13 protein-coding genes are annotated in these 14077 nt (G+C 49.0%); 5 read left to right on the top strand and 8 right to left on the bottom strand.

Annotated elements, in window-relative coordinates:
• The first annotated feature begins 157 nt into the window (after nucleotides 1-157).
• Nucleotides 158-916, top strand: coding sequence for a hypothetical protein (locus tag IPP66_07325; GenBank protein MBK9925088.1), 759 nt, complete (start codon nucleotides 158-160; stop codon nucleotides 914-916).
• A 228-nt stretch (nucleotides 917-1144) separates the two neighbouring features.
• Here the strand turns inward: IPP66_07325 and IPP66_07320 are convergent, their stop codons facing one another.
• From IPP66_07320 to IPP66_07300, 5 genes are all read right to left on the bottom strand, one after another.
• The gene (locus tag IPP66_07320; GenBank protein ID MBK9925087.1) at nucleotides 1145-1453 is read right to left on the bottom strand and encodes a hypothetical protein; all 309 of its coding nucleotides are present in this window, start codon (nucleotides 1451-1453) and stop codon (nucleotides 1145-1147) included.
• Nucleotides 1443-2378, bottom strand: a complete 936-nt coding sequence (locus tag IPP66_07315; GenBank protein MBK9925086.1) for an NAD(P)-dependent alcohol dehydrogenase — start codon at nucleotides 2376-2378, stop codon at nucleotides 1443-1445. The genes IPP66_07320 and IPP66_07315 overlap by 11 nt, the downstream gene beginning before the upstream one ends.
• A gap of 28 nt (nucleotides 2379-2406) precedes the next feature.
• Nucleotides 2407-3090, bottom strand: coding sequence for a DUF2306 domain-containing protein (locus IPP66_07310; protein ID MBK9925085.1), 684 nt, complete (start codon nucleotides 3088-3090; stop codon nucleotides 2407-2409).
• Between the two features lie 74 nt (nucleotides 3091-3164).
• A complete protein-coding gene (locus IPP66_07305; GenBank protein ID MBK9925084.1) occupies nucleotides 3165-3896 on the bottom strand; it encodes a hypothetical protein in 732 nt (243 codons plus the stop codon).
• Between the two features lie 200 nt (nucleotides 3897-4096).
• On the bottom strand, nucleotides 4097-6805 hold the full coding sequence (locus tag IPP66_07300) for an NACHT domain-containing protein (protein MBK9925083.1): 2709 nt from the start codon (nucleotides 6803-6805) through the stop codon (nucleotides 4097-4099).
• Nucleotides 6806-6983: 178 nt separating this feature from the next.
• On the opposite strand from IPP66_07300, the gene IPP66_07295 reads away from it, so the two are divergent.
• From IPP66_07295 to IPP66_07280, 4 genes are all read left to right on the top strand, one after another.
• Nucleotides 6984-7862 (top strand): transglutaminase domain-containing protein, encoded by an 879-nt coding sequence (locus tag IPP66_07295; protein MBK9925082.1) that lies wholly within the window; start codon nucleotides 6984-6986, stop codon nucleotides 7860-7862.
• A gap of 154 nt (nucleotides 7863-8016) precedes the next feature.
• Nucleotides 8017-9444 (top strand): beta-lactamase family protein, encoded by a 1428-nt coding sequence (locus IPP66_07290; protein ID MBK9925081.1) that lies wholly within the window; start codon nucleotides 8017-8019, stop codon nucleotides 9442-9444.
• Between the two features lie 14 nt (nucleotides 9445-9458).
• Nucleotides 9459-10367: a CPBP family intramembrane metalloprotease gene (locus IPP66_07285; protein MBK9925080.1), complete on the top strand. Its 909-nt coding sequence runs from the start codon at nucleotides 9459-9461 to the stop codon at nucleotides 10365-10367.
• Between the two features lies 1 nt (nucleotide 10368).
• The gene (locus tag IPP66_07280) at nucleotides 10369-11121 is read left to right on the top strand and encodes a CPBP family intramembrane metalloprotease (protein ID MBK9925079.1); all 753 of its coding nucleotides are present in this window, start codon (nucleotides 10369-10371) and stop codon (nucleotides 11119-11121) included.
• Between the two features lie 111 nt (nucleotides 11122-11232).
• Here IPP66_07280 and IPP66_07275 read toward each other — a convergent pair whose 3' ends face one another.
• The 3 genes from IPP66_07275 to IPP66_07265 all read right to left on the bottom strand — a co-directional run bounded on the left by IPP66_07275 (nucleotide 11233) and on the right by IPP66_07265 (nucleotide 14076).
• Entirely contained in the window at nucleotides 11233-11637 is a 405-nt protein-coding gene (locus IPP66_07275) for a hypothetical protein (protein MBK9925078.1), read from the bottom strand.
• Nucleotides 11638-11727: 90 nt separating this feature from the next.
• A complete protein-coding gene (locus tag IPP66_07270) occupies nucleotides 11728-13110 on the bottom strand; it encodes a phenylacetate--CoA ligase family protein (protein MBK9925077.1) in 1383 nt (460 codons plus the stop codon).
• 15 nt (nucleotides 13111-13125) lie between these two features.
• Entirely contained in the window at nucleotides 13126-14076 is a 951-nt protein-coding gene (locus tag IPP66_07265) for a carbon-nitrogen hydrolase family protein (protein MBK9925076.1), read from the bottom strand.
• Nucleotide 14077: the final 1 nt, after the last annotated feature.

Below are 14077 nucleotides of genomic sequence, written 5' to 3'. Positions count from 1 at the left end.
TTACCTTATTGGCATATCCGATCGTATTTATGCATGGCAAACTGCATAGATTTTCAACACCGAAAGTTGCATCAGCTTGAAGCCTTATTTGTGGTTTTCAGGAATATCAAGTAAATGAACAATCAAAAATTGCAAGAACAAGAAAGTTAAGGTAATTATGCGTACTCAAGAGATTTCTTTTCCAGACCAAAAGGTACTGGGCGTTTTTCCCGGCAAGCTTGCCAATCTGGGACAAGCCATCGCAGAATTGCGGTTAAACGACAGTTATCCTGTTATCGTTTTGATCGGTGGTGACATTGATGAGAAACAAGCAAAGGAGACAAAGCAGGCTATCCAAACGATCGCCAGGATCGCAGAAGGAACACATGCTTTAATTGTCTGTGGTGGAACAGATATGGGCGTTATGGCTGAGATCGGTCAGATTCGCTGGAACAGCGGATACACATTCCCTTTGGTGGGTATAGCTCCCCAAGAGTTGGTCACATGGCCTGATGGCCCACGCGGCACAAAGTTTTTGTGGTGGGGCGTGCAACGTTGGCAATTGGAGCCGCATTATTCCCACTTTATTCTTGTTCCCGGCAGTCAATTTGGAGATGAGTCTTCCTGGATCGGTGAAACGGCAACAATACTTTCCAAGGGCAATAAATCTGTGACAATCCTGATCAACGGCGGTGAAGTATCACGTAAGGATGTTGATCTGAGCTTGGAGAACGACCGCCCCGTCATTGCTTTAAGCCGCACGGGGCGACTGGCAGATGAAATAGCAAGACAGCCCGCACGGCACAAATTGATCTCCGTAGCACCGGCAAACGTCGAACACCGGATCGTTGAATTGGTTCAAAAAGCACTAGCGGTTGATGAGACAAATGGATCGTCGCATCCTTCAAAAGAAGGACATTATCAGACTGTTTCTTAATATAACTGCCAGCCAACTCACTTTTTATGGATCATGGCAGTGAGCCGAACGATCGATGATTTGGCCACCTGTTACTCCCTTATTGGAACACTGTTCAAGCACGTCATAAATTGATCCGACTGTTCAGTGCCGCTTACACCAAACCAAAAGATGGATGCGGGGAAGAAGAGCAACAAAACAGGCACAGCGAAAAATATCCATATCCACCAGCCATTGCGAAGTTGTCATTCAGAATTCAGAAATGGATTGACTTTCATTACGCCTATCTTGTTCTAGATCTACTTTGGCATCTTGCTCAGAAGCAATGGGATTTACTGAGAGCAACGGCATACCCAAGTCGCGTATTTTTTTCAGGATACCGTGCAACGCAGATTGATCCACTACGATCCCACTCAGGCAAGTAGTGCCATCTTCATCCAAGGTGACGCTCAACCCTTCAAACCAATCCATCCACTGCTGACCTAGATACCCTTTGATCCTAATTTGATAACCCAACTTCTGATTCGGATCAGAAGTTGGGTTTTGTTCATCCAGCATGATCGCGACTCACTGAGATGACGACATTTCCTTTTTTGTGACCCGTATCCACATAGCGATGCGCCTCGACCATATTTCCCAGCGAATAGCATCGGTCAATGACCACTTTAATCTTCCCTGCCTCGACCAGTCCTTTGATGAAGAGCAGATTATCCATACTCTCTTTCGAGTCCAACTTTGCCATCGTTACAAATATGCCGTTCGGTGCAAGAGCTTTCAATGCTTTCGCTTTTGGGAATTTGGCAACTGTATCGAAAATGGCATCGTAGCGCTCCTCTGATGTTGAGAAATCCTCTTTTGTGTAATCAATGACGTGGTCAGCGCCCAGAGATTTCACCATATCCAAGTTAGCTGTACTGCAAACCCCGGTCACTTCTGCTCCAAAATGTTTTGCCAGTTGTATGGCATAGGTACCAACACTTCCCGAAGCGCCATAGATCAGCACCTTTTGCCCGCTCATGCTTGCTTGCGTATTTCCTTTCCGAAGCAGACGCAATGCAGTAGTCGCACCGATTGGAAGGGCGGCCGCTTCCTCATAGGTAATATTGACAGGCTTGATCGCCACCATCGCTTTTTCAGGGAGACATTTATATTCGGCGTAGGCGCCAAAATTCTCCGTGAGGGTTGATGCGAATACCTGATCCCCGACCTTGAAACGGCTCACATCTTTACCAATGGCTTCTACTTCACCAGCAAGCTCCATGCCATAGATTGGCTGTTTGGGTTTTGTGATCCCCAAAGCGATGCGAGCGGGAATCCACAACAGAGCAGGGACAGTGAAACTCCTCATTCTGAAATCTCCCATGGTGACAGTGGTTGCATGCACTTTGATCAGGATTTCGTTATCCTTCGGTGTCGGTTTTTGCACATCCTTAAGTTGAAGTACTTCAGGTCCGCCATATTTGGTTGCTACAATTGCTTTCATCTTAATAATCCTTTCGATAAATAAAAATCTAGGCTGTATGAATTTGTCTGATTGAACTCTTGCGGATGCTCCATTCAGCCACAGCGAGATTGATCGCCCAAGCCGCACCCATCAACAAAGCATTTTCAAATCCATTCGGTTTACCAAAGAACATTTCGCCGAACAACCCGGTCAGAACTTGGGTACCTGCACCGAGCCCAATGGCGTAAGCGCGTGTCATCCATGCTTGATGCTGAGGGATATCCTTCCGTCGGATCGAGATGAATCCAAGGCTGATGGATAGAATCATGCTCGATCCAAAAAAGAGGCGCAGTCCGTAAAGGAGATCGCTGGCTCCCTTTGGATAAGAATAAAAGAGAGTCATCCACAACCCTGAAAGTCCAACAAGAAGACCAGTGGGAAGTAAAAGTCTCCCAACCCAACGATGCCATTTGATTCCGCGTTGCCAAAGTCGGCTCACAAATTGGAATGCGCCCAGTAATGCATAAATCGCGGAGCTAATAATATGAATGACCACAGGTGAAGGTGATGCAAAAAAGCGAGCGTTATCTGGTGTGATTTCTGCACCGTTCGCCAATTGGCTCAGACGCACAAAACCAAACGTGAGCGGAATAATACTGAGAAGGATTAATCCAACGGGTACCCACCAAACCGTACTGCTTTTTCTTGTCAGCGCATTGATTTGACTCTGATCAAGGATATTTGTTTTCATCTTAACTCCTGCAAAGAATTTGCTCGATCTAAAGTAGACAAGCGGTTAAGTGACCGCTTGTCTATCAGGTTATCTCAGACGACTCGACTCCGTTCTGAAGAAACAGGTCGCTGGTCGAGCAAAGATTCGGATGTTTTATCCCCTTGTTCATTAAAGAGCGCGTATCCCAGCCATGCGAAAGCCAACCCGATCGGTATCATCGCGATCTTCGCTTGGTACTCGTGCGGAAACATTCCACTGATAGGGATCAATACGGCGGCTATGGTAAGCAAACCGCCAGCCCAACGCGGCAAGACGCGGGCACGGAATGTTGCAATACCAAACAACAGTGCTCCCAAGATAAACATGGGGCCAGACAAATTCCATAACATTGGAAGGATGCCTAGTTCAACCGCGCTGGGAATTCCAGTAAACATCCCAAGAAGGCTTTCCACAAATACAGGTGACTCGGTCGCTAAGCCCGGCAGGATAAACGCCTCCACGAAGGAAAAGCCACTCACTAAGATCATCCACACACTAAACAGGAAGAAACCAATAAGACCCAGCCATCCCGATTTTTCTACTTGTCTTGCATAGAGACCCGCCATACCAAACAGCCCAAAGAAGCCTAGGGCGGTCGCAGCAATGTGAACATTTACCCAAGTAACGGTGGTAACTGACGAGGGGACATTCTCTGGATGGAACATCCCAATAATGATGAAACACAAACCTGCCAACACGGTAGATACACCTGCCAGCTGCATGAGAGACGATGCAGTCATGCTTGTCTTGCTCTCTTTGATCGAGGTATTTCCTTTGATGTTCATTTGTCTATCTCCTTCTTTGAAACTATAGAATAAGCGTTAGTAATTCACTCTGGGCATCACTGCCTGTTGGTTTCGATTGAATACAATATACAAATGAACGTGGGGAGATGTCTTCCCCACATATGGGGATTTCGTATGGGGAGAATCGAAAAACCCCACCATATTTCTTGGCAGGGTTTGGGGATTTGTGCGTTTCGGGTTTAGATCAAGCCTAATTCATTTGCCCGTTTGACAGCCGCCCGACGGCTATTGACGCTGAGTTTGTTATAAATGCTCTTGGTGTGTGTGCGGACCGTACTCAAAGCGATGACAAGCTCCTGCGCGATCTCGGGACCTGACAACTCGGTTTTGAACAGGCGCAGGATGTCCAACTCACGCTGACTGAGCGGCTCGATCATGGACGATGAGGCTGGTGTGGCGGAAGGAAGCGTTTCTACTTCCAAGCCTTTTCGCTCCGCCTCAAATGCAGATACCAGCTTGCTTGTATAGCTTGGCAAGAATCCACGCTTGGCAATTTCACGAATCAACTCAGCCATGTTTGATCCCTCGGTCAGGAAGATTCGCATATAGCCTTCGGGCTCAGCCAACTTCAAGGCACGCTCCAACGATGACAGAGCGGCAGGAATATCCTCTTGCATTTGGTAGGCAAACGCTTGCAAGATTAGGATTTCGATCACACTATTCACCCTGCCGCCTTCTTCTGCCGCTTTCAAAAGACGTTCCAGCAAACTAATTGAAGGGACACTTTGATATTGAGCCAACAAAATCCTGGCAAACGTAATTTGCTCAAACTCTCTCAGGTAACTGGGAGATTCATCAACAGATAATTTCCGCTCACGTGCCCAAGCCAGAGCCTTCTCCAACTCACCTTGCTTGATCCATACTCGTGCCTTCAATGACGCAATAGGATGAACATTAGGGAAAAAGTCACTTACAAACAGAGGCTCTGCTTCATCTAATAGTTCAATCGCGCCCTGTAAGTCTCCTTGCGTTTCCTTTATTCGAGCCATTGCCACACGCCAACGATAAGGATGTCGCGGGAACCCAGTATGTTCACCCTGTTTCTGGCTTCTTAACAAGTGTTGTGTGGCGGCGTGTAAATCGTTATATTCTCTTTCAAGTTCACTCATCCCCACGTACATGTCTGCTGTTCCTCGTATGGTTGGCGTGCCATTTTCCTTTGCCAACTGCAATGCCTGTTCGTAAATTTGCATCGCATCGTGGAGACGACCCTGTGTGATTCGTATATCGGCCAATGCCAGTACGCCTCCAACAGCATCCGAGATATTTCCAGCAATTCGCAAATGAGACATGCCATCGGCAAACAACCGATACGCATCCTCAAGATCTCCACTGACCCAGAATGTAAGCCCCAAGAGAGCGGCCGCCGCGCCACGCCCGAGCTGGTCATCCTCAGGCATGAGTTTGAACACACGCTGGGCATAGGTTACGGCATCAGGCAGGTTACCGAGTGCCAAAGACTTTGCCGCACGATACAGGGCAATGGACCCTGGGAGACGGCGAAATTCATCTTCATTCATCACAACCATATCTTTCGGTCGCTCACTTCCATTGACGACGATATCTTGCCATCGTTCTGCGTCCTGCAATCGAACTTCCACACCTTCGATCTCGCCACTGCTCATTATCGTTCCAACAAATGCAATGCTGAGTACAGGTCTATTGCGGAACAACTTCTCAGGCAGGGATTTCATCCATCCGAGTAATATAGTTTCCTGTCTATGCCTGTGCATGGTGGGCGCGACCATCTCGATCAAATTCGCCGCCCTTTCAAAATCTGCTCCGATCAAAGCATGCTGAATTGCATCCGCTACAAGATCATTTTTCTCATACCACTCACTTGCACGATGGTGTAAGGTAGGAACCAAATCAGGTTGCTCGGCCGTCAGGTGCATGCGAAGCACATCGGCAAAAAGATGGTGATAGCGATACCACTCACGCTTATCATCCAATGGAATGAGAAACAGATTTCCCCGTTGCAATTGTTCCAATTTCGATTTGCTTCCCGCTTGAGCGGCAACAGCATCACAGAGTGAACCGTTCAAACGTTCAAGAATGGATGTTTGCAACAGAAAGTCTCGAATTTCCTCGGGTTGACGCTGTAACACCTCTTCCACCAGATAATCCACAATGTAGCGATGATCGCCAGCGAATGTCTGGATAAATCCATGGACATCCTGTTGTCCCTTCATCGAAAGAGCGGCAAGTTGCAGACCGGCGATCCAGCCTTCCGTACGCGTTTCCAATACAGCGACATCTTCTACCGAGAGATCAAGGTTCATTACCTGATTGAGAAATTCAGCGGCTTCGGACGGGGTAAAACGCAAATCTGCGGCACGTATTTCAGTCAATTGATTACGAGCGCGCAAACGAGGGATGGGCAGAGACGGGTCTTCACGGGTGGTGATAACCAAATGCATCTGAGGAGGCAAGTGGTCGATCAAAAAAGAAAGAGCATCATCAACTGATTTAGCATCCGTCAAATGATAGTCATCAAGAACAAAGATGAACTCAGTTGGAATGGTTGTGATCTCATTAAGAAGAGCTGTTAGAACCGTTTCAATGGGTGGTATTTGTGACGATTGAAGTGCGCTCAGCAACTCCGTTCCCAGTTTCGGTGAAATGGTTTGCAACGCCCCAATACAGTAGATCAAAAAACGCGTGACATCATTATCGTTTTCATCAAGCGATAACCAGGCAGTGGGTCGTCCACAACCCGCGATCCATTCGCTGACCAGTGTACTCTTCCCAAAGCCAGCGGGAGCAGAGATGACGATAAGTTTATGGTGAAGGCCTGCATCTAACTGTCCAAGCAAGCGAGAACGGATGACCACTTTAGGAGGTGATGGGGGAATAAAAAGTTTTGTAGCTAAAACCGGGACGACCATGCATCTATTATATAACGGCCACTCAAATTTCCAATCAAATACTCGAATCCAACAAAGAGAATTATCATCCTAAACAGCAGACGAAGAACGTGTTGTACAAATCCATGGAACTCACCGAGTTAGATCTTCTCAAATCCTAAGCCAGAGAGTGGTAATATCACATCAAACTGGATACAAAATGAACTCAACACTTACCTACTTCACCCAACAAGGTCCGATCTCTGACCCCGGAAACCATGTCTCTTTCTTCAACGACCTTCCCACATCCGTCACCGAGCTAGTCAAGCTCGTGCAGGGAGTCACCATCCATGTCTTTTGGACAGAGCGATATGGATTCAAAGCTCCGCCCGAACGCATGGCTGATCTACAATTGCGCTGGATGGAAAAACGCCTCGCTCGTACATTGGAACTGGATCCTCGTCCATTGACCGAATCTCGTCCCATTGAAAAGAAACTACTCGGCAACTGCCGCGATCATTCGCTGTTGCTTGTCTCTATGCTTAGACATCAAGGAATCCCTGCACGGGCACGTTGCGGTTTCGCCGCCTACTTCATGCCCGATCATTTCGAAGATCATTGGGTGGCCGAGTATTGGAATGCAGAACAAAACCGCTGGGTGCTCGTAGATGCACAACTCGATGAATTGCAACAGGATGCCCTAAAGATCAAATTCGATGTCCTCGATGTGCCACGTGACCAGTTCATCGTCGGAGGGAAGGCATGGCAGATGTGCCGTACTGGCGAACAAGACCCTGCCAAGTTCGGCATCTTCGATATGAATGGACTCGGTTTCGTGCGCGGTGACTTTGTCCGTGATGTGGCATCGCTCAACAAAGTAGAACTGCTTCCGTGGGATTGTTGGGGCGTGATCCTCAACGAACAAATGGATGACCCGAATGACCTTGCCGTGCTTGATGAGGTTGCTGTATTGACCGCAGGTGATGTACCAGAGTTTGATACCCTCCGCGCCCGTTATGAGACAGATCCGCGCTTCCGCGTAGACGGTTCATTGATGAGTTATGTGAATGGGAACATGGTGGAAGTACATATAGCCTAACTCTTCCCCCATTCACTTGACCGCACTATCCAAATGGACAGTGAAAACTCCCCCAACGACGGGGGAGTTTTTTATTGGTCAAAATTATTATTCAGCTATGAAGAATCAACATACATATATTGTCTTATCAATAATTAGCATAGTTACTATCATAGTGTCAGCGTGGATAACGCCTGTTGAGGCGGACGCAAGTTCACCTGTCGGGTTTGATGCGGATGCTCTTGATGCGTATATCTCCGGGCAGATGGCAAAGCACGGGATCAAGGGAATCTCCATCACGGTGACATCTAAAAATGAGATCGTATATCTCAAGGGGTATGGCACGGCGGGTGGTGGTCGCCCGATGACGCCGCAGACGCCAATGTATATTGGTTCGCAGAGTAAGTCGCTCACGGGGTTGGCAATTGCGCAGTTGATCGAACAGGGCAAGATTAAACCGAATGATGCGGTGCAGAAATTTATTCCGTGGTTCAAAGTGGCAGACGAGGAAGCGTCGAAACAGATCACGGTGAGTCATTTTCTTCATCACACCAGTGGACTCTCGGAATCGGGCTTTACAGTTGTGCTTGATGACAATGCATCGAACGAAGATGCTGTTCGCGCACTGGCTTCTGCTGAGTTGACTGTACCTGTTGGCACCACGTTTCAATATTTCAATTTCGGTTACGATGTGCTGGCAGTGATCGTGCAGAATGTGAGCGGGATGAAATATGAGGATTATGTACAGCAATATATCTTCGACCCATTGGAGATGAAGCACACATACACGGACCCTGTCCTTGCTCATGAGAATGGCCTCTCTCAAGGCTATAGCCGCTTCTTTGGCTTTACGGTTCCACAGGAGCAACCGCATCGCGTATTCGAGATCGGCGCAGGCTATATCATTTCAACAGCTGAAGACATGGCACATTATTCAATGGCGATGGATAATGCCGGTCACTACAAAGATAAACAGTTGTTATCAGCACGAGGAATGGATATGCTTTTCTCGCCTGTGCAGGGATATGGCATGGGCTGGTTCATCGAGCAGGGACATATCTTCCACGGTGGCGCGAACGAGGCATTCAAGACTTATGTGGATATTTATCCATTGCGCGATATGAGTTTTGTATTGCTTATCAATCAGGGATATTTGATGGATCATTACATCTCTGCCTCACAGATCGCCAAAGGTGTGGAAACCATCGTATTGGGACGAACGCCTCCGCCCATTTCTGATGGCTGGTCAGTGAAACACATTGGCTGGTTGTTATTGATCTTTGTTCTCGCTCTGAGTATCTTTCAAGTTCGTAATTTACTCTCTCTACGTGGATGGGCGGAACGCGCTCGCAAGTGGTCAACTGGGAAGAAGGTCCTGGATACCGTTATCAGCTTTACCATCCCCACGCTGATTCTGGTTGTAATATTCAGCGGCATCAAGGCGTTCTTTGGGTATCGGTTCAACTTTACCTATCAGATCATCAACATGACCCACATGCTGAGCGATATCGCAATCCTGATGTTTGTTGGTTCTGTCCCTGATTATGTGCAGGGGTTTGTAAAACTATTTTGGCTGGTGAGTGGAAAGACTCGCCAACTGTAAAAAGGAGATTTGAAATGGAAAACAATGTTGTAGAGTGGAAACGTGTGGGTATCTTCATTGCATTTGCGTTTGGCATCGCATGGCTTGTAGCTTTGGTGTTGTATCTCACGGGTGGTCTTACGCCAACCCCGTATACACTCATCATGTTGGGTGGTGGATACATGGGCGCGCCTGCGCTTGCCCACATCCTTACGCGTCTTATCACACGCGAAGGCTGGCAGGGGCTTTACCTTCGCCCCAACTTCAAGAAAGGTTGGTTGTATTGGTTGATCTGCTGGATCGCTCCTTCGATCTTTGCCTTCCTGGGGATGGGTCTCTTCTTTGCGTTGTTCCCACAATATTATGACCCGTCACTTTCTGCAGTGAAGGCATTCATGGCAAAGGCTACCGCCGCAGGTCAGACCATGCCAACGATAGATCCGTGGGTAATCGTCATCTCGCAAACTCTAACAGCTCTCATTGCTGCTCCAATCTTGAATGCCATTCCCATTCTGGGAGAGGAATTCGGCTGGCGTGCCTATTTACAACCCAAGTTGATGCCGCTCGGTGGAAGAAAAGCAATGGTTGTGATGGGCATCATCTGGGGTCTATGGCATGCACCGATCATTGCAATGGGACACAACTATGGCACAGAATATCCCGGTGCGCCGTGGCTGGGCATCCTCACGATGACATGGTTCACATTCACCTTGGGCACTTTCCTTGGCTGGGCAACTTTGCGCAGTGGAAGTGTATGGCCAGCGGTCATCGGTCATGGCGCAATCAACGGTATTGCTGGCATTTATGTATTCTTCACACAGGGCACTCCAAACAGAGTGCTGGGACCATCATTAGCCGCACTCATTGGTTCATGGGCCATTGCAGTGGTTGCACTCATCATCTTTCTGAAGCGTGATGCATTAAGACTCAACGAAGAGGCATGAAATGAATCGCAAACAACGTAGTGTGTTTCTGGTTTTACTTTTTGTATACGCTTTCTGTGCCTTTGCCACATATGCATTCTTCACAGATGAACTTGCCGCAACATCAGGCGTTCCCATGCCCGATATGGGAGTTCCTGTCTGGGTGGTAGGACTCATCAATGCAGGTATCGTTCTTGTAGTCTACGGTTTGCTGGGGTTGGCAGGTTTCTGGTTCGCTCGCAAACTCGAACTACCCGGCATTTTCAGCGAAGACGGCAACTGGCGACGTTGGTTTGTCATCCCGCTTGTAGTGGGCCTGATCTGCGGTGTATTCATTGTTATTGGTGATGCACTATTTGCGCCCATCAATGGCTTCGGTCGTTTTCCTCACCCTGCATTCCCGATTTCTATTCTTGCATCTATTAGCGCAGGTATAGGTGAAGAGATCATGTTCCGCGGATTTGTCTTCGGCTTATGGGGATTCCTCCTCAACTGGCTGTTCAAACGCTTCAACGGACGTACCGCCGCATTGTGGATCGCCAATATCATCGCCGCGCTTGCGTTCAGCGCTGGGCATCTCGGCACCATCTTCTTCCTGACAGGCGCTTCATCCATCGCCGAACTGAATCCTGTACTATTGGCAGAAGTCTTCATCCTCAACGGCGTCATCGGACTCATCGCTGGTCAGCGCTACATGAAAGATGGCTTGGTCGCGGCGGCAGGCGTCCATTTTTGGGCTGATGTGGTCTTCCATATATTTTGGGGATTGATGTAAGTAGACCACTAGGTCAACTTAAATTTCTAAAACCCAAAACATAACCCTTCCTTGCAGGCCCTATGGGCCCTGTAAGGAAGGGCTTTTTGTTTTCCGTGAGTTAACTAGTAATCAATGATAGGATCCAATCGAAAGCATAAAAAGACGATCTCTCAACCCAACCTGCTTGATCCATCTTTCCACCAACATCTGCCCATTTGGTGTCTTCCAATCCCTTTCGAGAGCGGCATGACATTTCATACCTTGCCCGCGCCGCTCATGATGGCAAAAGCGACATTCCAATGGCTGATGACCTGTGCCATAGAGTTCGCAACGCTCATCTTTCAGAAAGGTACAGCCATTCCTTGCGAATTGCTCTGTTGCGTAAAACTTTTCACATCCCTTGAACGCTGGCGACAAAACACCAAATGTCAATTCAGGCGCAACCTCCAGCATCATGCGATTCCCATACCCTGCCTCCATTGCGCGGGATGCTTCTTCAACCGTCCACCAGCCAGGGCGGGCACAATATGCCAAACAAATCTTACAAGTACACGGTTGAGAGGGTGGATATTTTTGATTGAGAATCAACGGGCACTCCTTCGGTGGTAACAGAAAATTCTATGCCTAGAACTTCTCCGCCCACACGTTGCGGAACTTGCCACTCTTCGGGTCACGCATGGGAAGTTCTTCAGCACGGAGGATGTTCACGTTACCCAAACCCTGTCGGGTCAGATAGTCTCGTGCGTTGACGTAGACGCGCTTCCAAACCGCATCACATTCTTCCGCATGTTTTGTTTCCAAACGAATCTTCAATTCAGCAGGCGCAGTCTGGATCGCCTGAAATCTCAACACGCCAGGCGTTTCTTTGATCACAGACCAGAGAGCAAGCGGCAGAACAGGGACCAACTGTCCGCTTGAAGAGGTGAAGCGCAGGATTTCATCCGTGCGACCTTCGACCTTGATGAGCGGGAGTGTGATTCCACAGTCACATTTCTCAGGCAGGAGTGTTACGCGGTCGCCGAGTTCGTAGCGAATGATCGGCATAACGCGGTTCGCAAGATTGGTGATTAAGGTTCGATCAGAGAGTTGACCCGCAGGAACAGGATGATGTTTTGCATCCACTGGTTCGAAGATGATCCAATCGGCATTGATGTGCATACGTCCGTGATTGCACTCATATCCCATCACGCCGCCTTCGGAACAGCCATAGTTATTGCGCGGCGGTACGCCGAATGCCTGTTGAATGAGTTTGCGGTTTTCATCGGAAAGCGGCTCGGCAGAGCTGATAACGATCGAAGGATGAATATTCAACCGCCCTTCGAGTTGCTCTTGCGCCAGCAAACCGAGCACGCTGGAATAACCCGCGAACATGGCAGGTTGGAGTTCGTTCAACTGTCTGACGATCTCGGCGATGGGCAATGTGACAGGCACAAGCCGAATGCGTTTACCGCGTGAGCGATTGGAACTGCGCTGACGCTCCAACATGGTCACGCCTAGAAAATGTCCGTTGCCCGCAAAGACCGAAGCGCTGTTGCCGCCCGCCTTCATCATCCCGCGGATGACATCCATGTTGTACCACTCACCGCCCATGCGCAATACGTTCACGGCGGTGATAACCGCATCCCAGTTCTTGTCTTCGAGAAATATACCTGGCGTGCCTGTTGTGCCAGAGGTCGTCCACACCATGTACTTGCCCATGAACGGTTTGCCTATGTTGCTGAGATCGGAAATATATTTCATCACATCCGCTTTACGCACGGATGGATCGGTGACCACATCGTCGAAGTGCTCCATGAGCTCGACCTTCGTCACAGGCGGAAGAAGGCTCGCATCGGTGATGGTCTCTGGCAAGCCGCGATACTTCTCGGCATAGAAGCGCGAGTTTGCACGCGCAAATGCAACGAGTTCGTTGAGTCTTTCACGTTGACGTGCCGCCAGCATTTCAGGCGCCCCGCGTGTGACTCGTCGAGCGTCCATGAAAATGGAAATGGGATTGAATGATGTCATTATTATTCCTTTGATTTATTCGTAAGCCTGTGCTTTTTGTTTGCGCAAAGCGCTGAAGTTGTACGAGAGACTGCCACGAAATTCCATCAGACGAATGATCTCACGTCCAGGCGAGCCGGGATAGATATAGCGGCTGTATTTCGGCGGGCGAGTCTGCTTTTTGAGCGACGGGTCGAGTGTGACCGTTCCAACCAGCACTGTTTCCTCATCACCGAGTTCGCCGCGCAGGGCCCCATCGGCATCCAGCAAAGTGGAACGACCTGAAAAACGAAAATCCTTTGGAGTGCCGAGCGTCGCATCGGGGACAGGGGAATCCCATGCGCCGCTTTTGTTGCACATCAACACCGGGACGCCGAACCATTCGTTGTACAGGTGAGCGACACGTACCGGTAGTCCGTTCAACCGGTCAATATCAGCTTGGGATGTCATTTTGGTCGGCTGGGTGGGAGTGCAATAAGAATGCGGCATCAACATCAGGTCAATGTTGCTCTGCGAGACGGCACTGGCGATTTCGTGTGTGTGGTTGTCGAAACAAATCCCCACGCCAATTCGACCGAGATCGGTATCAAGATATGGATTCCCGCGCTCCCCTTTGAAGAAGTAAGCTTCCCACATGGAGGGGTTGCGCTTACGCACCGCGCCGAGAATTTTGCCCGAAGGATCTGTCAAAGCGAAGGTGTTGAGGAAATGTCCATTTCTCACTTCGAGGAAACTCGTTCCGAGGTAGATTCCCAATCGTCGGGACGTTTCGCTCAACCATCGGGTGGTGGGACCGTCAAACGGCTCGGCAGCATCCCACAGTGCAGGTGTCAACAAATAGCCTTGCGGCAAAAACTCAGGGAACAAGACCAACTGCGTTCCCTGCGCTTTTGCTTGCTCCGCCATTTGAGTGGCGCGGGCGAGGTTCTCCTGCACACGACCATCCTTGCAGGTAATTTGGGCGGCAGCGAGAGTCAACTTTTTCATA

The organism is Candidatus Defluviilinea proxima (genome assembly GCA_016721115.1).
In the GTDB taxonomy this organism is placed as follows: domain Bacteria; phylum Chloroflexota; class Anaerolineae; order Anaerolineales; family Villigracilaceae; genus Defluviilinea; species Defluviilinea proxima.
The sequence above is the reverse complement of the archived record's forward strand: the minus strand, read 5'-3'. Positions and strand labels throughout refer to the sequence as shown.

What these genes read in the sequence shown, in the direction of transcription:
- IPP66_07325 (MBK9925088.1), top strand. Translation starts at nt 158, where the DNA reads ATGCGTACTCAAGAGATTTCTTTTCCAGACCAAAAGGTACTGGGCGTT.
- IPP66_07320 (MBK9925087.1), bottom strand. Translation starts at nt 1,453, where the DNA reads ATGCTGGATGAACAAAACCCAACTTCTGATCCGAATCAGAAGTTGGGT.
- IPP66_07315 (MBK9925086.1), bottom strand. Translation starts at nt 2,378, where the DNA reads ATGAAAGCAATTGTAGCAACCAAATATGGCGGACCTGAAGTACTTCAA.
- IPP66_07310 (MBK9925085.1), bottom strand. Translation starts at nt 3,090, where the DNA reads ATGAAAACAAATATCCTTGATCAGAGTCAAATCAATGCGCTGACAAGA.
- IPP66_07305 (MBK9925084.1), bottom strand. Translation starts at nt 3,896, where the DNA reads ATGAACATCAAAGGAAATACCTCGATCAAAGAGAGCAAGACAAGCATG.
- IPP66_07300 (MBK9925083.1), bottom strand. Translation starts at nt 6,805, where the DNA reads ATGGTCGTCCCGGTTTTAGCTACAAAACTTTTTATTCCCCCATCACCT.
- IPP66_07295 (MBK9925082.1), top strand. Translation starts at nt 6,984, where the DNA reads ATGAACTCAACACTTACCTACTTCACCCAACAAGGTCCGATCTCTGAC.
- IPP66_07285 (MBK9925080.1), top strand. Translation starts at nt 9,459, where the DNA reads ATGGAAAACAATGTTGTAGAGTGGAAACGTGTGGGTATCTTCATTGCA.
- IPP66_07280 (MBK9925079.1), top strand. Translation starts at nt 10,369, where the DNA reads ATGAATCGCAAACAACGTAGTGTGTTTCTGGTTTTACTTTTTGTATAC.
- IPP66_07270 (MBK9925077.1), bottom strand. Translation starts at nt 13,110, where the DNA reads ATGACATCATTCAATCCCATTTCCATTTTCATGGACGCTCGACGAGTC.
- IPP66_07265 (MBK9925076.1), bottom strand. Translation starts at nt 14,076, where the DNA reads ATGAAAAAGTTGACTCTCGCTGCCGCCCAAATTACCTGCAAGGATGGT.